We start from the raw sequence: 19,435 nt of genomic DNA, 5'->3' as shown, positions 1-19,435 counted from the left end.
GTGGTTTGAAGAGATTTTTGAAGAGTATTAAATACTTTTTCCTGGTAATAGGGTGACTGGTAAAAAGTAACCGGTTGTCGCGACCTCTTTGCCTTCAATCTTCTGTAAGAGAAGATCGACAGTGAGGTGGGCAATCTCTTTCATAGGTTGCTTAATCGTTGTCAGGTGAGGGTAGTAGTTCTCGATAAAGTAGGTCCCATCATAGCCGATGACTTTGAGCTCTTCAGGAACAGAGATTCCCAGTTCCTGAGCTATTTTGATAACCAAGATGGCTGTCAGATCATCTGAAGCAAAAATCGCATCTGGTTTCTGATGGGTCAAGATATTCTTGATTTCCATTTCTTTTCTGACGGGAGAAAAGTCACTCGAAACATTGATAATAGGCGCTTTTGGGAGAACAGAGGCAAAGCCAGCATGGCGCAGTCCAGTCGGTGAATTAGAGTTGTCATTTCCTGTAATCATGATGATAGACTGGGCTCCAGTCTTAACCAGAGTTTGGGCGGCGAGGACCCCGCCACCGTAGTTATCAGAGGAGACGACAGGGATGTCTGGAGACAAGTTTCGGTCAAAGGAAATGATCGGTGCCGTCACACGATTGTAGTCTTCGATTCCCAAGTTGTGACTTCCAGAAATGATACCATCGACCTGATTGGCCTCCAGCATTTCAATGTACTCCCGTTCTTTTTCAGAGTCGTGTTCGCTGTTACAGATGATGGTTTTGTAGCCATTCTTGAAGAGTTGGTGTTCCAACTTGTCAATCAACTCCGCATAAAAGACATGACTGATGTTTGGAAAAATAAGTCCAATCAACTTGGCAGATTTTCCTTGGAGACTTCGAGCCAGATTATTGGGTTTGTAGCCCAATTCTCGCATGGCTTCATTAACCTTTTGAATGGTTTTCTCAGATAGATACCCCTTTTTATTGATGACCCGTGAGACGGTAGTGGGGCTGACGCCTGCAAGCTTTGCGACATCAGTTAGTTTTGCGACCATAATCTAATTCATAGTAAGTTCCAGTTGGGTTTCCAGACTTGATGAGGATACCATTTTGGTCCGCATGTGGGAAGACACGACCAGAAAATACTTTTTCTCCTTTATTGATAAAAATTTCAAAGACCGACTTGTCGATGAAGATAGTGACAGTAGTAGTTTGGTTATTGATAGGGCAAGAACGAGTTGTACCAAATTCTTGGGCGTACTGTTCACCAGCCTGACTACGATCCACTGTCACCTGTCCATTGACAAGGTCAAAGTTGATTGAAAGCCCCTTGCCCTCTTTGTCAGCGAGCAAGACAATCTCGTTTTGGCTATTGGCCTCCAAGTTGAGCTCCAGTTCATAGGTGTTATTGGTTTGAGTACGATTTGAGAAGACCTCTTCAGAAGAACGAAGTTCTTTGACGGCTGATACAGGATATTGGTAGAGTTTGCCATCTTTGATAGTGAGTTCTTTGACCAATGAGAAGGTTCCTTGGTGGTCAAAACGATCAGATGGGTAAGAAACATCTGGCAGTCCAAGCCAACTTACTGCTAGTGCACGTCCATCCGGAGCGTTGAAGGCTTGAGTTGCATAGGCTTCAAAACCATAGTCTAGATTTTGCAATGGAGACACATCGACCATTTTGGCATTTTCAGGATCAAAGGAAGCCCCGATTTTGTACATGTTTGGATAGATATTGTCATAGTCTAGAACAGCCTTATCCAATCCTTGTGGGCAGTAGAGAAGGACAGGTTGCTCGCCTACAAAGACTAGATTTGGACATTCCATCATGTAGGCAGTGCGGTCGTTAGCAAAGTCTAGGTCACCAACCTTTTGCCAGTTGGTGTAGTCATTATCAATAGCCTTGTAGAGACGAACAAAGCCTTTTTTCTCCAAGTCCTGTCCACCCACGATAGCATAATATTGCCCCTTAAAGTTGAAAATTTGTGGGTCACGGAAGTGGTCGGTAGAGTCTGCTGGCTGGTCAATCAAGACCTTGTCAATCTTCGTAATCTTGCCATCTTTTCCCAAAAGAGCACCGATCTGGTATGGGTGACGAATCCAGTTTTCATCGCGGACATTTCCTGTATAAAATAGGAACAAGTTATCGCCAAACTGCATGGCAGAACCAGAGTAGGCCCCGTGGCTATCTAATGGAGTATCTGGCAAAACTTTGACTCCAGTTTCTGTAAAGTGCACCAGATCATCACTTTCAAGCTGCACCCAAGACTTCAAGCCATGAGCTGCACCAAAGGGGAAGTTCTGGTAAAAGAGAATCCATTTACCATCAAAATAGGAAAAGCCATTTGGATCATTGAGAAGCCCCATTTTAGGCTCAACATGGTAACGAGTATGCCAAGGAGATTGTGCCATCTTTTCCTTGATTTGCTTGATTTCATCATTAGACCAGTCTTCATAGCGTCTGTAACGGCGCTCAGTTGTCCATTCCATTTTATCTTTCCTCCATAAGTTCTATTCTATTATTAATAGTAAACGTTTTCGGCAAAAAAAGCAAGTCTTTTATGTTAAAAAAAAGAAAAATATGTCAAACGATTGCCAGAAATCAAGTAAAGGAAATCTGGCAAATTTTCACGAAAAAATGAAAGAAAATGTAAATAAAAGCCTTGATTCCTCAAGTATAAAGATATTTTTTTGAGGAAAAAGAGAATATCCCTCAAAAACGAGCAAAAATAATCAGAGAAAAAAGAAAGAGAATAAAAAATTCTGCAAAACGCTTGACATATTTTGGAAACGTGATAAAATAATAGTCGTAGGGCGAATAAAATCGCTTTCAAACAAGAACAAAATTTTATAAGGAGATTTTTGCAAATGAACAATCAGGATATTGCAAAAAAAGTCATCGAAGCCCTTGGCGGACGTGAAAATGTCAACAGTGTTGCCCACTGTGCGACTCGTCTACGTGTCATGGTCAAAGATGAAGGGAAAATCAATAAGGAAGTGATTGAGAACTTGGATAAAGTTCAAGGAGCTTTCTTTAACTCAGGTCAATACCAAATCATCTTTGGTACTGGTACAGTAAACAAGATGTACGACGAAGTCGTTGCACTTGGTTTGCCAACATCTTCTAAAGAAGACATGAAAGCAGAAGCTGCTAAACAAGGAAACTGGTTCCAACGTGCTATCCGTACTTTCGGTGACGTCTTTGTGCCAATCATCCCAGTTATCGTAGCGACTGGTCTCTTCATGGGTCTTCGTGGTCTCATGAACGCTCTTGGAATGACACTTCCAGAAGATGTTACCATCTACAGCCAAATCCTCACAGATACAGCCTTCATCATCTTGCCAGGTTTGGTTGTATGGTCAACCTTCCGCGTATTCGGTGGTAACCCAGCTGTTGGTATCGTCCTCGGTATGATGCTGGTTTCTGGTTCGCTTCCAAACGCTTGGGCAGTAGCATCAGGTGGTGAAGTAACAGCTATGAACTTCTTTGGCTTCATTCCTGTTGTTGGTTTGCAAGGTTCTGTTCTTCCAGCCTTCATCATTGGGGTGGTCGGATCCAAGTTTGAAAAAGCTCTCCGCAAAGTGGTCCCAGATGTCTTGGATCTCTTGGTGACACCGTTCGTGACACTTTTGGTCATGTCTATCCTTGGACTCTTTGTCATCGGACCAGTCTTCCACGTTGTTGAAAACTACATCCTTCTCGGAACAAAAGCGATTCTTGCCTTGCCATTTGGTCTTGGTGGTTTGGTCATCGGTGGGGTTCACCAATTGATCGTCGTATCAGGTGTGCACCACATCTTCAACTTGCTTGAAGTACAATTGCTTGCTGCGGACCATGCCAACCCATTCAACGCCATCATCACTGCAGCGATGACAGCTCAAGGGGCTGCAACTGTTGCGGTTGGTGTTAAAACGAAGAATCCTAAACTGAAAACACTAGCTTTCCCAGCTGCTCTTTCTGCCTTCCTCGGTATTACAGAGCCTGCTATCTTCGGGGTAAACTTACGTTTCCGTAAACCATTCTTCCTTTCATTGATCGCTGGTGCTATCGGTGGTGGATTGGCTTCTATCCTTGGACTTGCTGGTACTGGTAATGGTATCACCATCATCCCTGGTACAATGTTGTACGTTGGTAACGGTCAATTGCTACAATACCTTCTTATGGTAGCTGTATCATTCGTTCTTGGTTTTGCCCTTACATACATGTTTGGTTACGAGGATGAAAAAGAAGTTGCTTCTGAAGTAGCGACAGAACGTTTGGTTCAAGAAGAAACAACTGGTAACATTCCAGTAGCTCCTCAAAACGAAACAATCCAAACTCCAATCGTTGGGGACGTAGTTGCTCTTGAGAATGTTGATGATCCAGTCTTTTCAAGTGGTGCAATGGGACAAGGGATTGCTGTAAAACCAAGCCAAGGCGTGGTTTACGCACCAGCTGATGCAGAAGTATCGATCGCTTTTGCCACAGGACATGCTTACGGTTTGAAGACAGCAAACGGAGCTGAGATCTTGATCCACGTTGGTATCGATACGGTAACTATGAACGGTGAAGGCTTTGAACAAAAAGTTGCTCAAGGCGACAAGGTCAAAGCTGGTGACGTTCTTGGAACCTTTGACTCAAACAAAATCGCTGCTGCAGGTCTTGACGACACAACAATGGTTATCGTAACCAACACAGCAGACTACGCTTCTGTGACACCAGTCGCAAGCGGTTCAGTTGTCAAGGGTGACGCTATCATCGAAGTGAAAGCCTAGTCCTCTTCGAAAATCAGATTTAAAAACAAAACGAACAAATATTATGTTTGTTCGTTTTTACTTGGATGGTAAGATTTACAGAGGAAAATCTAAAATATTGAGAAATCTAGCCCTTTAAAATGTGCTATAATAGAGAAAACAAAGATAAGAGGTTTATCATGACAAAATTATATGGAAGCTTAGAAGCGGGCGGTACAAAGTTTGTCTGTGCTGTCGGGGATGAAAATTTTAACGTTGTAGAAAAAACACAGTTTCCTACAACAACTCCTATCGAGACCATCGATAAAACCATCGAATTCTTTTCAAAATTCGATAATCTTGCAGGTCTTGCCATCGGTTCCTTTGGTCCTATCGATATCGACAAAAACTCAAAAACCTACGGCTTTATCACAACGACTCCAAAACCTCACTGGGCAAATGTAGACCTACTTGGTGCCCTACGTCGTGCCCTCAACGTACCCATGTATTTCACAACTGACGTGAACAGCTCTGCCTATGGTGAAGTGGTTGCTCGTAACAATGCTGGTGGTCGTATCGAAAACTTGGTTTACTACACGATCGGTACAGGTATCGGTGCAGGTGTTATCCAACGTGGTGAGTTTATCGGTGGTGTGGGTCACCCTGAGATGGGTCACTACTATGTGGCTAAACACCCAATGGATGTGGAAAAAGAATTTAACGGCGTCTGTCCATTCCACAAGGGCTGTTTGGAAGGCTTTGCGGCTGGTCCAAGTCTCGAAGCCCGTACAGGTGTTCGTGGCGAAAACATCGAACTCAACAGTTCTGTCTGGGATGTTCAAGCCTACTATATCGCTCAGGCTGCGGTCAATGCTACCGTGACGTTCCGTCCAGACGTCATCGTCTTTGGTGGTGGGGTTATGGCCCAACAACACATGCTGGACCGTGTGCGTGAGAAATTCACAGCTCTTCTCAATGGTTACCTACCAGTACCAGATGTGCGTGACTATATCGTGACTCCAGCAGTTGCTGGAAATGGTTCTGCCACACTTGGGAACTTTGTCCTTGCTAAGAGTGTCGCAAAATAAAACAAACAAAACATCCGCTTGGGAAACCAAACGGATTTTTCTATTCTCAAAACATCTGCCAGAAGAAATCAATAATATAAGTCAAACCATAAGTATAAACCACTAGGGTAAAGGGCTTGGTCAGAATGATGATAATCATATAGCGCTTGAAGGTCATCTTGGTCAGGGCAGCCAGCATGCAGAGAAAGTCAGCTGGGCTAACTGGCCATATCATCATAAAGATAAAGAACCGCTCGAAACGGTTGCCTTTATCTAACCAACCGATGTACTTGTCATAGGTGCGCTTGCTGACGACGGACTGGACAAAGGCAGCTCCATAGAGACGGACGAGGTAAAAGATAATGGCACAGCCAATCACGATGCCGATATAGTTATAGATGGTTCCAATGATGTGGCCGTAAATAAAGACCCCAGCCACTGAGGTCAAAGCTCCCGGAATGATCGGAACGACGGTTTGTAGGATCTGTAAAAAGATAAAGAGAGGTGGCCCCCAAACCCCAGCTTGCTGGATAAAGGCCGATAGGGTTTCCTTGGACTGTAACACTCCTGCCTGATAGGCCCAAATACAGAAAATCAAGGTGCCGACTCCCCCGACGATAGATGAAATATTGATGACTTGCTGTAGAAGGGGAGAAACAGCTTTCATTTGCTTATCCTGTGACATGTAAACTCCTCATAGATAGTATGATTCTACTATACCATATTTTATGGAGAAAAACTATCTGGATTATCTGACTGGAGAAATAAGTGTGGTAAAATGAGAATAAGAAAAAGACGGTATAGAATGAGGGGTATCATGTTAGGTTTAAACTTTAAAGGAAGCTGGCGCCAATATCAAAAACAGGTCTTGGATCGTTTTCAGGACTATCAAGCAGACGGTCATGTTCATCTAGTGGCTGCTCCAGGGTCTGGAAAGACAACCATAGGTATCGAGTTAATCGCTCGTTTTGACAACCCAGCCCTCATCTTAGTTCCGACTGTCACCATTCGTGAACAATGGGTAGATAGGATTCAAGCTACTTTTCTAGAGGATGGTCAGAGGCTTTCAGACCTCGTTTCCCAAAACTTAAAGGAGATGAAGGCATTAACGATTGTGACCTATCAGGCTTTTCATAGTGCCATGAACCAACTTCAATCACAAGAAGATGGAGAAGCAGAGGATTTTGTGGGGTTTGATTTGTTTGCAAGCCTAAGAGCTCAGAAAGTTGCGACTCTTTGTTTGGACGAATGCCACCACCTGCGCAATGAATGGTGGAAAAGTCTGGGAGCCTTTCGCAAGCAGTATGGACCGCTGAAACTCATCTCCCTGACAGCGACACCACCTTATGACAGTGAGCCTGAACTTTGGGAACGCTATATCCGTATGTGTGGGGAGATCGATCAGGAAATCATGGTACCTGAACTAGTCAAGGAAGACACTCTTTGCCCTCATCAGGATTTTGTCTATATGTGTTCACCAACAGCTGAAGAGGCGGAACGTCTCAAACGGTTTGAGAAGACTAAGTGGGACTATATTCATCACCTTATAGTCGATCCTGATTTTCAAACATTTGTAGCAGGATCTAAGGTCCTCAAAGGGGATATTTCATCTGATTTGCTTTTAGAAGATCCCAAGTACTTGTCTGCTGTGTTGATTTATATGCATTCTCAGGGGTTAACGATTCCTCCCTCTTTACAAAATTTACTGGGAACCCAGAAGCTTCCAGCATTGACCTCCTACTGGCTGGAGACGCTGTTGCAGAGCATACTCTATCAGACACCAGATTGGTATGAGGATCCAGATGGATATAGGAAAAAGTTAGAGGCTGACTTGAAGGCGCGTGGGTTGGTGGAAAAACGTCAGGTTTATCTAGTTAAGTCCAAGGCTTCTGACCAACTTTTAACCCAATCTCTGGGGAAGTTGTCTGCCATTGCCGATATCTTCTGGGCAGAGTATGAGAGTCTAGGTCAGGAACTGAGACAGTTAGTACTAGCTGACTATATTCGCAAGGATTTTGCCACCTATCTGGGAGATAATCAGGCAACCATTTCTCAGTTGGGGGTTCTCCCTTATTTTGAAAGCATTCGTCGAAAAGCTCAGGAGCAAGAGATACCTGTGTCTTTGGCTGTCTTGTCAGGTAGTGTCGTTATTTTGCCTACCGATGTGGCAGCAGAGTTGAAGGAGCTCTTGCCTCAGGTTCCTCTTAGTTTCTCACCTATTGGTCACTTGGATCCAAAAGATTATGTGCAGGTTAGTTTTCCGAGCTCAGCTAAGGGAATCGTAGCGGCAGTGACGGAGCTTTTTCAACGAGGGCGGATTCAAGTCCTAGTCGGAACCAAATCTCTCCTCGGAGAGGGTTGGGATGCTCCTTGTGTTAATTCCCTAATCCTCGGAAGCTTTGTGGGGAGCTTTATGCTGAGTAACCAGATGCGCGGGCGTGCCATTCGTATCTGGTCGGGACATCCAGAAAAGACCAGCAACATCTGGCATCTGGTAGCCGTTCAAGCGCAAGCACTTATCACTCTTCCTGGTGAGGAGCCTAGACCAGAGAGCAATCAGGATCTGCAGACCTTGTCGCGACGGATGGAGCATTTTCTTGGATTGGCCTATAATCAGGAGAGTATTGAGACCGGTTTGGATCGTTTGGATTTTCCAAAGCCCCCTTTTAAGAAACAGCAAATTAGTGAGTACAATGAGCGAGTTAAGAGTCTCTCCAAGGATCGAGCAGGCTTGAGAAAAAAATGGCAGGAAGCTCTTGTTGTAGCGGATCAGTTCGAGGTAGTTACAGAAGTCGCGGCTCAAAAACAGAAGGTCCCAGTCATGCTCTTGCTTGATGCATTAAAATGGGTTCGCATGTCATTGCTCTTGTTGGCAGTGGATTTGTTGGTCTTGCTATTTAGACTGAGATTGATCGGTGTTTGGTGGCTTACGACAGCATGTCTCCTCTTTTTGGGCTTTGCATCTTGGCGCTACCTCCGCTATAAGAGTCCCTATAAACGCTTGCAGTCTCTGGGTGAGCAGATCCGAAAGGCTCTGCTAGATTCGGGGCATCTAACGGATGATCAATCCCGTGTTCAGGTAGAGGAGGACAAGGAAAATTATATGGTTTTCGCCTACCTCAAGGGAGGAAGCATGAGGGACAAGGAGCTGTTTGCGCAGACTGTGGGAGAGTTCTTTGCTCCAGTGGACAACCAGCGCTATCTCTTGAAGGCAGAGAAAGTCCGACAAGGTCAGTCACCTTACTATGTCGTGCCTAGTCTTTTTGAGAAGCGCAAGGAAGAAGCACAGAAATTCCTTGACTTTCTGACGCCGACTATCGGACGTTATCATCTCGTCTACACACGAACAGAGGCAGGAAGGAAAACCCTTCTCGAAGCTCGTATCAAAGCTCTCTCCAATCAAAACGACCGTACCTTGACTAAGAAGAAGGTTAAAAGCCGGTTGGAGTAGGGGAGTTTACAAGAGATAAATAAGTAAATTCTCTTAAAATATAAACACAATTAGAGACAGTAAGAGACGATTGACTAGTTCAAGTAAGAAGGAGAAGAAAGTTAAAGTAGAAGAAATAGAACAAGTAGCAGGATAAAAACAAACGTCTTTACATATATTATTATCTAAAGGCGTTTTTTGGTGGATTCGTGGTATAATTTTGATAATTATCTATAATGTAGAGGAGAAAAAATCATGGCAGATACAATTTTAATTCTAGGTAATGGCTTTGATATTGCAATGGGGCGAAAAACAAAATATACCGATTTTATTGACTTTGAAAAACAATTATTTTCTAATCCAGATGAGGGGTTACTGGAGTTTTTAAAAGATAAAAATATAAAGATTGAGAAATACAAAGATAATTTATATTTGAAATTTATTAATGAGAATAAAGGTACTCTTGGAGATAATTGGTCTAATCTTGAAATAATGATTTCGCAACTTGTAGAATCAATTATGTATTTTAAGGAGAATAATGATTTACTTTTTCAAATTGCACCTGAAAATCAATTTTGGGCACTTGAAGATCAATTAGTAAGAGAAAAAAATTATAGTTCAAAAGCATTTGTTGCGAGATGTTTTATTTCCTTGTATAAAGAGGAAGACTGGAGTTCTTTAGAAAGAGAAGTTGCACTTGAAAAATTTAATAATGAATTTATCAGGCAACTTGATTTATTAATTGAACTTTTAGAAATCTATCTGTCTTATTTGGACTTTCTTGATTTTGGAGTTAGGAGCATTAAATCCAAACCAACAGCCTTGGATGCAATACCTGATTTATCATATACCTATGTATTAAATTTTAATTATACTAATACTTCGAGATATCTATTTAAGACTTATGAGAAACTAACTCATTTTATACATGGCCGAATTGATTTAGATAGAACCTTCAGTGGAATTAATACTATGGTCTTTGGAATTGAAGATAAAGAAAGTGATGTTAACAGTGATTTGATTCCTTACCAAAAGTATTATCAAAGAGTTGTTAAAGAAACTGGTAATAAGTTTGAAGAAGTTTTTATTATTCCAATTTATATTGGAAAAAATACGCCTTTTGTAGGTTGGACTGATTCTACGGAAGTTTTACCTTCAAAGAACATTGTTGTTTTTGGTCATTCAGTAGATCCGTTAGATAAAGAGATTTTTCAAAAATGTTTTGAACTAGCAGAGAAAGGTGAGTATCTATATCGGTTTATTTTCACTTATTTTGATGAACCAGCTAAACGTTCGATTATAAAGAATCTCGTAATCATTCTTGGGAAGGAAAAACTGATAGAGTTAACAGGTAAACGGAATATTGTATTCGTAAAGAGTGATGATAAGGATGGTATGGAAGAAGTTCTACTACCTTAATAAAGTTAAGAATAGTTTATAGCCCACTCGTCCTCCCTAGGTCGAGTGGTTTTTCTTGAAATATGATAAAATAGAAAAGATAATACATTAATTAAGGAAAGTAAAAATGGCAAGTAAAGAAAATGCAGAACGCAAGGAACTGCATCGTAAAATTTGGGCGATTGCGGACGATGTGCGTGGAGCTGTAGATGGTTGGGATTTTAAGCAATATATCCTAGGAATTCTGTTCTATCGTTTTATTTCAGAGCACATGGCAGACTATTTTGACCGTGCGGAGCATGAGGCTGGGGACTTAGAATTCCGTTATGCTGACATAAGTGACCAAGAAGCTGAGCAAGATTTCAAACCAGGTACAGTTGAGGATAAGGGATTCTTTATCCTTCCGAGTCAACTCTTTGAAAATGTGGTCAAGAATGCCTCGCAAAATGAAAACTTAAACGAAGAATTGGCCAATATTTTCCAAGCTATTGAGAAGTCAGCGATTGGTTTCAAATCAGAGGATGATATCAAAGGTTTGTTTGATAACTTGGATACCCGAAGCAACATCCTTGGTGGAAGCGTTCCAGAAAAAAATAAACGCCTTTCTGATATTCTTAATGGTATCAATAGTATTAACTTTGGAAACTTTGAGGAAAATGACATTGATGCCTTTGGAGATGCCTATGAGTTCTTGATTTCTAACTATGCCAGTAATGCAGGAAAAAGCGGGGGTGAATTTTTCACACCTCAGACGGTTTCTAAATTACTAGCTCGCCTAGTCATGGTTGGAAAAGACAAGATTAACAAGGTCTATGACCCAACATGTGGATCAGGCTCCCTCTTGCTCCAGATGAAAAAACAATACGAAGACCATATCCTAGAGGATGGTTTCTTTGGTCAGGAAATCAATATGACCAACTACAACTTGGCTCGTATGAATATGTTCTTGCACAATATCAACTACAATAACTTTGACATTAAGCGAGGAGACACCCTTTTAAATCCTCAGCATCTGGAAGAAAAGCCATTTGATGCTATCGTTTCTAACCCTCCGTATTCTGTTAAATGGGTGGGAGATGGAGATCCAACTCTGATAAACGATGACCGTTTTGCGCCAGCTGGTAAGTTAGCTCCTAAGTCAAAAGCTGACTTTGCCTTTATCATGCATAGTCTCAACCACTTGTCTAATAAAGGTCGAGCAGCCATTGTTTGTTTCCCAGGCATTTTCTATCGTGGTGGTGCTGAAAAGACCATTCGTCAGTATCTAGTAGATAATAATTTTGTTGAAGCAGTCATTGCCCTTCCAGATAATCTCTTCTTTGGGACTTCTATCGCAACTACGATTTTGGTTCTAGCGAAAAATAAGCTTGAAAATAAAACCCTCTTTATTGATGCGAGTAAAGAATTCAAAAAAGAGACCAATAACAATGTCTTGACGGATAGCAATATAGAGCACATAGTTGAATTGTTCTCTAATTATCAAAATGTTGACTATAAAGCAACTCTTGTTGATAATGAGGTGATTGGTTCAGAGCAGGATTATAATCTATCTGTCTCAACCTATGTCGAACAAGAAGATACCCGTGAGAAGATTGATATTGATGTGCTTAATAAAGAAATCGCTGAGACTGTTACTAAGATTGACCACTTGCGTGCAGAGATAGATAGAATTGTAGAGGAATTGAGCCATGGCAAATGATGTGATTCTTTACAGAACAGATGATGGTCAGTCCGCTATTGAGCTTCATCTGGATAATGGAACGGTCTGGCTGACCCAACAAGAACTAGCTGAGCTCTTTCAGACTTCCAAGCAAAATATTAGTAAACATATCAAGGCTATCTTTGAAGATGGTGAACTGGATGAAGCAGTGGTTGTCAACTATCAGTTGACAACCACTCGTCACGGTGCAATGGCTGGTAAAACTCAGTCAAAAAAAGTCGCCTACTATAATCTTGATATGATTTTGGCGATTGGTTATCGAGTGCGTTCCCCTCGTGGCATTCAGTTCAGACACTATGCTTCGACAGTCTTGAAAGAGTATCTGATCAAGGGCTTTGCTATGGATGATGAGCGCTTGAAAAATTTGGGTGGGGGCTCTTACTTTAAAGAACTTCTTGAAAGAATTCGAGACATTCGCTCGAGTGAAAAAGTCTTTTACCGTCAGGTCTTGGATCTCTTTGCTACATCAAGTGACTACAATGCAAATTCACCAGAGGCAAAGAAATTCTTTGCGACGGTTCAAAACAAGATGCATTATGCCATTCACCACAATACTGCGAGTGAACTCATTTATAACCGTGTTGATAGCGAAAAGGAGTTTATGGGCTTGACCACTTTTAAGGGAGATCTCCCTACTCTATCTGAAGCAAAAGTTGCCAAGAACTATCTGACAGAAAAGGAACTCCGTGGGCTTAATCAGCTTGTATCAGGATATCTAGACTTTGCTGAAAGACAGGCAGAGCGAGAGGAAGTCATGACTATGGCGGACTGGGTGATGCATGTGGATCGTATCCTTCAGGCTACTGGGGAAGACTTGCTAGCTAACAGTGGTTCGATCTCTCGTGAACAGATGAAGCAGAAGGTAGATAAGGAGTATAAGAGCTACCAAGCCAAGACCCTTAGTCAAGTTGAAAAAGATTACCTCAAAGAAATTAAAAGCATTGAAAATCTAGCCAAGGAAGGAGGTAAGTGATGAACATCCTAGAAGAAATCCAAAACTGTTCCGTTGAGTGGAAAGAGTTGGGGGAAGTGGCACATTCCATAAAAACAGGTTTAAATCCTCGTAAATTTTTTCAATTAAATACTTCTGACGCTTCGAATTATTATATTACTGTAAGAGAAATAAGAGGACATAAAATTGTTCCATCTGAAAAGACAGATTTAATAAATAATGATGGATTGATGTTATGTCAGAATCGATCTAATCTTGAAATTGGAGATGTTCTTTTTACGGGTACTGGTACAATAGGAAATGTTGCCATAATTGAAAAAACTCCAACTAATTGGAATATAAAAGAAGGAGTTTATGCTATTAAACCTAAAAAAGAGCAGATATGTTCTAAATTTTTGATGTATTTGTTTGAGTCTGAAAATATTAAAAAGGAAATAGAAAGGCGAAAAGCAGGAGGAACAGTTAAAAGTGTTTCAATGGCTGAAATGAAAAAAATCAAAATCCCAATTCCTCCTCTAGAAATTCAAGAAAAAATAGTGCAAATACTTGACAAAATGACTGGGTATGTTACAGAATTGACCTCAGAATTGACCTCAGAATTGACCTCACGTAAAAAGCAATATTCTTTTTATAGAGATAAACTCTTATCATTTGAGGATGAGGTCTATCAGGTTGAGTGGAAGACGTTGAGGGAAGTGGCGGAATGTTTAGCGGGAGCTACTCCAAGGACTTCCAATTCTTCGTATTGGGAAAATGGAACTATTCCGTGGATGAGCTCAGGAGAAGTAAACAAAGGTTTTGTTTATGATACAGAGAAAAAAATTACTCAAGAAGGTTATGACAGTTGCAGTACTAAAGTTGTTCCAATAGACACAGTTGTTATTGCCTTAGCGGGACAGGGCAAAACACGAGGAACAGTGGCTATTACAAAAGTTGAATTGTGTACTAATCAATCATTATGTTCAATAGTTTCAAATGATGATATAAATAGTCATTATTTATATTATTATTTAAAAGGACAATATCAAAAGCTTCGAGATATTTCTTCTGGTGAAGGAACTAGAGGAGGTTTAAATTTAAAAATGATTAGAGATTTTAGAATCCCAGTTCCCTCCCTCGAAATCCAATCCCGTATTGTTCAAGTTCTAGACAACTTCGATATGGTTTGTAATAACCTAAATATAGGACTTCCCAAGGAGATTGATCTACGTCAAAAACAGTATGAATATTTCAGAGAAAAACTCTTGACATTCACCGCCGAAGGCGTGTACACTGACAGTACAGTACAGTACAGACAAGACCTGATTAGGCTCTTGAACTGGGTATTTGGTCCGATTCGAGTGGAGTTGGGAGCTATATGTGACTTTGTAAGAGGAAACGGACTTCAGAAGAAAGATTTTACGGAAATTGGGAAATCTGTTATCCACTACGGACAAATTTACACTAAATACGATTTTTCAGTCTCTGAAACTCTCTCAAAAACTAGAGAAATAGTGTTCAAAAAGTTAAAAAAAGCACAACCAAATGACTTGGTAATGGCAACTACATCTGAGAATGTTGAAGATGTTGGAAAAGCAATTGTTTGGGAAGGAAAAGAAGAAATCGGTATTTCTGGAGATAGTTATATCATTCAAACTACCCAAAACTCACGTTACTTAAATTATTGGCTGAGATCTACTTCTTTTCAAACTCAAAAGGAAAGAAAAGTGACGGGCACAAAAGTTATTCGTATCAATTCGAAGGATATAGAAAAATTTCAAATCATCCTCCCGTCTCTTACAGAACAAGAAAGAATCGTCTCCATACTTGATAAATTCAACATCTTAACTCACTCTCTTTTCGAGGGTCTTCCAAAAGAAATCAAACTAAGACAGAAACAGTATGAATATTGGAGAAATCAATTACTCAATTTTAATGAATAAGGAAAAGTGAATAATGGCGGATGATAAAGTATTTAATACATTGGAAGATGTTGCAGATGATCTGATTTCAAGTGATAAGAAGGTGCATTTAATTTATGCTTTTAATGCTACAGGGAAAACGAGGCTATCTACAATTTTAAAGGATAAATTAAATATCTCGGAAAATGATGAAGAGTCAAAAGTAAAGAAAATACTTTATTTTAATGCCTTTACAGAAGATCTTTTTACTTGGGAAAATGATTTAGAAAATGATGAAAATCGTTATCTTAAATATGATAAACGTACCTATTTTGGTAATTTTTTGGAAAACCAGCAACAATTTGATCAAGTTATTATAACTTTCCAGAAATATGTCGGTGACTTAATAGCTCCTATTTTTGAGGATATTGAAGAGCAGGTTGTTGATAACTTTGGTAATCCAGTTATTGATATTATTGGGGGACAACGTTTACCAAGAATAAAAAGTAATTTCAAAAGCATTCGTTTTACTGTAGATGGTGAAACGGTCAAAATTTCTAGGGGAGAGGAAAGAATTTTTGTTTGGTCTATATTCATTACTCTCTTAGAACTTATTATTGAAGAATTGAGCGACTCAGAAATTGACTCTGACTTTCAAAACTTTAATTATATTTATATAGACGATCCAATTTCTTCATTAGATGATAACAATATCATTAATTCCGCAATTTTTTTAAAGGATGTCATTGCAAAATCTGGAAATACAGATTTGAAGTTTATACTTTCTACTCACCAACCACTTTTCTACAACGTCTTATATAATGAAATCAGATTTGAAAGAAGAATTAAGAAACCCTGCTTCTATGTAATGAAAAAAGAGATTGAAAATAACGATGGAATAAAATATATCTTGACTGATGTTGAGAAGGATTCTCCGTTTGGTTATCATCTAAAGGTAAGAGAAGAATTACGTAGAGCTGTAGACAATGGACGAGTAGAAAAATTTCATTATGCTTTGTTTAGAAATCTGTTAGAAAAAACAGCTACATTTTTAGGTTATCGTAGATGGGAGGAGGTTTTATTAGGATTAGAGGTAGTTGGTGAGGAGATTACCAAAGAAAATATAGAACCATATGCTCAAAGGATTGATTTATTCACTCATAATCGTCAATCGGACTTAGAGTTTAGAGAATTGCAAGAACGAGAAAAAAATACCTTAATAGAATTATTCAATAGTTTTGAAATAAAATATAAATTTAACCAAAAAGAGGAAAATGAAAATGGTTGATTATTCAAAAGTACATGAAGTAATTGCGGAAACAAATGAGGGGATTCTCTTGGCTGAGTATCAACCAGAGTATCGCACAGATAGAGAATATCAGTCTGAGGCTGATCTAGAAAATCAGCTGATTTCTGATTTGGTTAATTATCTTAACTACGAACGACTAGATATCCATACACCTGAAGAGCTCTTAGCAAATGCCAAGGTGCAAATAGAAAAACTCAATAAGGTGACTTTTACGAATGCTGAGTGGGATCGCTTTGTAGTAGAGTATCTGGATTGTCCCAATGAAGGATTAGTTGAAAAAACTCGAAAAATCCAAGAGAATTATATCTATGATTTTGTCTTTGATGATGGACGAATTAAAAATATTTTCATCCTTGATAAGAAAAACATTCATAACAACAGCATGCAGGTCATCAATCAAGTGACCCAGGTGGGTAGCCATACCAATCGTTATGATGTCACCATATTGGTAAATGGACTTCCTTTAGTTCAGATTGAATTGAAAAGACGTGGTGTTAGTCTTAAAGAAGCTTTTGAACAAATCCATAGATATAGTAAGGAAAGTTTTAATAGCGAGAATTCTTTATACAAATATATTCAGATTTTTGTGATTTCCAATGGGACTTATACACGCTACTTTGCTAATACGACTGCTCAAAATAAAAATCACTATGAGTTCACCTGTGAATGGGCAGACCGTAAGAATAAAACAATCCACGATCTGGAAGACTTTACTGTCACTTTCTTGAGCAAGCGAGTCCTTTTGGAGGTATTGACCAAGTATTGTGTTTTTGACGCTGATAATACCTTGCTCATCATGCGTCCTTATCAGATAGCAGCTACTGAGAGTATCATACGCAAGATTCATTCATCTAATGAGATGAAGAACTTTGGTACTATCAATGCCTGTGGCTATATCTGGCATACGACGGGTTCAGGGAAAACCTTGACCAGCTTTAAAACTGCTCGTTTGGCAACAGAGTTGGACTATATTGATAAAGTGATATTCGTCGTAGATAGAAAAGACTTAGACTATCAAACCATGAAGGAATATCAAAAATTCCAACCAAATTCAGTCAATGGTAGTAACAATACAAAAGAACTCCAACGAAGTATTGAAGAAAATGATGGGAAAATTGTTGTCACAACTATTCAAAAGTTAAACAAATTTATAACAGCAAATCCAAATCATGAAATCTATGGAAAAAAATGTGTTTTAATCTTTGATGAGTGTCATCGATCTCAGTTTGGGAAGGCACAGAAGCGCATTAAAAAATCCTTTAAACAGTACGCCTTATTTGGATTTACAGGGACACCGATTTTCCCAGAAAATAGTTTAACGGGTGAAACGACACAGGAAGTTTTTGGAGAACAACTTCATAACTATGTTATCACGGATGCTATTCGAGATAAAAAAGTGTTGAAGTTCAAGGTTGACTATAACTATATCAAACCTGAAATCAATAAATATAGAGAAGCAGAAACGGCAGTCGGCCGAGAGATTGATGAGAAGAAACTCAAAAAGATGGAGAAGGAACTCCTTTTGCATCCAGAACGGATTGCAACCATCACTGAGTACCTGTTGAGAGTTTATAATGATAAAACGCATCGGAGTAAATATTACACTCATAAACAAAAGAAGATGCAAGGTTTTAATGCTATGCTGGCTGTACAAAGTATTGAAGCTGCGAAACTATACTATGAAGAACTCCAGCAGCAACAGGCTACTCTACCAGAAGTTAAGCGTTTGAAGGTCGCTACTATCTTTAGCTTTGCGCCTAACGAAGAACAGTCAGCTTATGGAGAGATTCAAGATGAAGAGCTAGACCCTCAAGATACAGCCATGTCTCTTTCATCTAAAGAGTTTCTTTCTAAAGCAATCTATGACTATAATCAAATGTTCAAGACCAACTTTTCGACTGATGGGAAAGAGTTTCAAAATTATTATCGAGACCTTTCAAAACGAGTTAAGTCTAAGGAAGTGGATTTACTGATTGTAGTGGGAATGTTCTTGACGGGATTTGATGCTCCAACGATGAATACTCTCTTTGTCGATAAAAATCTTCGTTATCATGGATTGATTCAGGCATTCTCTAGAACTAATCGAATTTTTAACGAGGTTAAACCTTTTGGCAATATCGTTTGTTTCCGTGATTTAGAAAAGGCTACGCAAGAAGCTATTAAGACTTTTGGAGATACAAATAAGCTTGAAATCATCTTAGAAAAAAGTTTTAGTGAATACATGGATGGTTTCGTTGACCAAGTAACAGGTATTGAGGTCAAAGGCTATACTGCGGTTTGTCAGGAAATTCTGGAAAAATTCCCAAATCCGCAAGAGATTGAAACAGAGCACGATAAAAAAGAGTTTGTTAAGTTATTTGGTGAGTTATTGAAACTTGATAATGTTCTTAGAAATTATGACGAATTCCAAGAAATCGACAAACCTATTTCTGAAGGTTATCTTCAAGATTTAAGAAGTGCCTATGTGGAAATTCGAGATGAATTTTTGAATCTTAAAAACTATGAAAAGACTAAGGATTTGGATGTTGACCTTTCAGATGTCGAATTTGAAATTGAGTTACTAAAAACTGATGAGATTAACCTAGACTATATCTTGGCATTGATTGTTGAAAAATCGAAGAATTCTGAGTCTAAAGAAGTAATGAAAGCAGAAGTTAGTCGTGTGATTCGTTCTAGTATTGATATCCGTGCCAAAGAAGAGTTGGTTATTGGATTTATCAATGACACCGATTTGCAAAAATTGAAAGACCATGATGGGATTATCCATGCTTTCTACGAATATGGCAAGGAGCGCAAGAAAATCGCGATTCAAGACCTAGCTGAGGCTGAGAAACTTGTAGATGACTATCAATTGTTTATCGACAAATCAATTCAACGAGGTTATGCTGAAAATAGTGGTACTGATTTGGATTCGATTATTCCACCAACTTCTCGTAGACAGGGAGCGCGTGAACGGAAAAAACAAGAAGTTTTACGTAAGATTCAGTTGTTAGTAGAGACTTATTCAGGTATTTAAGGGGTTGTCGAA

At 39.5% G+C, this 19,435-nt stretch carries 12 protein-coding genes and 1 pseudogene; 10 read left to right on the top strand and 3 right to left on the bottom strand.

The window, feature by feature from the left end:
• Positions 1-27 precede the first annotated feature (27 nt).
• On the bottom strand, positions 28-993 hold the full coding sequence (locus tag D8844_RS01895; RefSeq protein ID WP_033606002.1) for a LacI family DNA-binding transcriptional regulator: 966 nt from the start codon (positions 991-993) through the stop codon (positions 28-30).
• Entirely contained in the window at positions 974-2,428 is a 1,455-nt protein-coding gene (locus D8844_RS01890) for a sucrose-6-phosphate hydrolase (protein WP_125421482.1), read from the bottom strand. Before D8844_RS01890 ends, D8844_RS01895 begins: the two co-directional genes overlap by 20 nt.
• Before the next feature lie 378 nt (positions 2,429-2,806).
• On the opposite strand from D8844_RS01890, the gene D8844_RS01880 reads away from it, so the two are divergent.
• Positions 2,807-4,693: a sucrose-specific PTS transporter subunit IIBC gene (locus D8844_RS01880; RefSeq protein WP_125421476.1), complete on the top strand. Its 1,887-nt coding sequence runs from the start codon at positions 2,807-2,809 to the stop codon at positions 4,691-4,693.
• A gap of 158 nt (positions 4,694-4,851) precedes the next feature.
• Positions 4,852-5,739 (top strand): fructokinase ScrK, encoded by an 888-nt coding sequence (gene scrK, locus D8844_RS01875; protein ID WP_000164289.1) that lies wholly within the window; start codon positions 4,852-4,854, stop codon positions 5,737-5,739.
• A 46-nt stretch (positions 5,740-5,785) separates the two neighbouring features.
• Here the strand turns inward: scrK and D8844_RS01870 are convergent, their stop codons facing one another.
• On the bottom strand, positions 5,786-6,403 hold the full coding sequence (locus D8844_RS01870) for a TVP38/TMEM64 family protein (protein ID WP_000076176.1): 618 nt from the start codon (positions 6,401-6,403) through the stop codon (positions 5,786-5,788).
• 132 nt (positions 6,404-6,535) lie between these two features.
• Here D8844_RS01870 and D8844_RS01865 point away from each other — a divergent pair, with 132 nt between their 5' ends.
• The 8 genes and pseudogenes from D8844_RS01865 (at position 6,536) to D8844_RS01835 (ending at position 19,423) form a co-directional block, all read left to right on the top strand.
• The gene (locus tag D8844_RS01865; protein WP_125421473.1) at positions 6,536-9,169 is read left to right on the top strand and encodes a DEAD/DEAH box helicase family protein; all 2,634 of its coding nucleotides are present in this window, start codon (positions 6,536-6,538) and stop codon (positions 9,167-9,169) included.
• A gap of 37 nt (positions 9,170-9,206) precedes the next feature.
• A pseudogene (locus tag D8844_RS10615) lies at positions 9,207-9,305 on the top strand (DUF6261 family protein); the annotation flags it as partial.
• A 98-nt stretch (positions 9,306-9,403) separates the two neighbouring features.
• Complete coding sequence (locus D8844_RS01860) at positions 9,404-10,567, top strand: AbiH family protein (protein WP_125421470.1); 1,164 nt, start codon at positions 9,404-9,406, stop codon at positions 10,565-10,567.
• A 106-nt stretch (positions 10,568-10,673) separates the two neighbouring features.
• Positions 10,674-12,245 (top strand): type I restriction-modification system subunit M, encoded by a 1,572-nt coding sequence (locus tag D8844_RS01855; RefSeq protein ID WP_125421467.1) that lies wholly within the window; start codon positions 10,674-10,676, stop codon positions 12,243-12,245.
• A complete protein-coding gene (locus D8844_RS01850) occupies positions 12,235-13,239 on the top strand; it encodes a virulence RhuM family protein (protein WP_125421464.1) in 1,005 nt (334 codons plus the stop codon). Before D8844_RS01855 ends, D8844_RS01850 begins: the two co-directional genes overlap by 11 nt.
• Positions 13,239-15,140 carry a restriction endonuclease subunit S gene (locus tag D8844_RS01845; RefSeq protein WP_125421461.1) on the top strand — a complete coding sequence of 634 codons (1,902 nt, stop codon included), beginning with the start codon at positions 13,239-13,241 and terminating at the stop codon, positions 15,138-15,140. Before D8844_RS01850 ends, D8844_RS01845 begins: the two co-directional genes overlap by 1 nt.
• Positions 15,141-15,153: 13 nt before the next feature.
• Positions 15,154-16,386, top strand: a complete 1,233-nt coding sequence (locus D8844_RS01840; RefSeq protein WP_125421458.1) for an AAA family ATPase — start codon at positions 15,154-15,156, stop codon at positions 16,384-16,386.
• A complete protein-coding gene (locus D8844_RS01835; protein ID WP_125421455.1) occupies positions 16,379-19,423 on the top strand; it encodes a type I restriction endonuclease subunit R in 3,045 nt (1,014 codons plus the stop codon). Before D8844_RS01840 ends, D8844_RS01835 begins: the two co-directional genes overlap by 8 nt.
• Positions 19,424-19,435 lie beyond the last annotated feature (12 nt).

The sequence above is a fragment of the Streptococcus oralis genome, from assembly GCF_003942875.1.
GTDB lineage: Bacteria > Bacillota > Bacilli > Lactobacillales > Streptococcaceae > Streptococcus > Streptococcus oralis_BX.
Note: the sequence above shows the minus strand (reverse complement) of the source record. Positions and strands in the feature narration are given on the sequence as shown.

What these genes read in the sequence shown, in the direction of transcription:
- scrK (WP_000164289.1), top strand. Translation starts at nt 4,852, where the DNA reads ATGACAAAATTATATGGAAGCTTAGAAGCGGGCGGTACAAAGTTTGTC.
- D8844_RS01845 (WP_125421461.1), top strand. Translation starts at nt 13,239, where the DNA reads ATGAACATCCTAGAAGAAATCCAAAACTGTTCCGTTGAGTGGAAAGAG.
- D8844_RS01895 (WP_033606002.1), bottom strand. Translation starts at nt 993, where the DNA reads ATGGTCGCAAAACTAACTGATGTCGCAAAGCTTGCAGGCGTCAGCCCC.
- D8844_RS01865 (WP_125421473.1), top strand. Translation starts at nt 6,536, where the DNA reads ATGTTAGGTTTAAACTTTAAAGGAAGCTGGCGCCAATATCAAAAACAG.
- D8844_RS01860 (WP_125421470.1), top strand. Translation starts at nt 9,404, where the DNA reads ATGGCAGATACAATTTTAATTCTAGGTAATGGCTTTGATATTGCAATG.
- D8844_RS01840 (WP_125421458.1), top strand. Translation starts at nt 15,154, where the DNA reads ATGGCGGATGATAAAGTATTTAATACATTGGAAGATGTTGCAGATGAT.
- D8844_RS01855 (WP_125421467.1), top strand. Translation starts at nt 10,674, where the DNA reads ATGGCAAGTAAAGAAAATGCAGAACGCAAGGAACTGCATCGTAAAATT.
- D8844_RS01835 (WP_125421455.1), top strand. Translation starts at nt 16,379, where the DNA reads ATGGTTGATTATTCAAAAGTACATGAAGTAATTGCGGAAACAAATGAG.
- D8844_RS01870 (WP_000076176.1), bottom strand. Translation starts at nt 6,403, where the DNA reads ATGTCACAGGATAAGCAAATGAAAGCTGTTTCTCCCCTTCTACAGCAA.
- D8844_RS01880 (WP_125421476.1), top strand. Translation starts at nt 2,807, where the DNA reads ATGAACAATCAGGATATTGCAAAAAAAGTCATCGAAGCCCTTGGCGGA.
- D8844_RS01890 (WP_125421482.1), bottom strand. Translation starts at nt 2,428, where the DNA reads ATGGAATGGACAACTGAGCGCCGTTACAGACGCTATGAAGACTGGTCT.
- D8844_RS01850 (WP_125421464.1), top strand. Translation starts at nt 12,235, where the DNA reads ATGGCAAATGATGTGATTCTTTACAGAACAGATGATGGTCAGTCCGCT.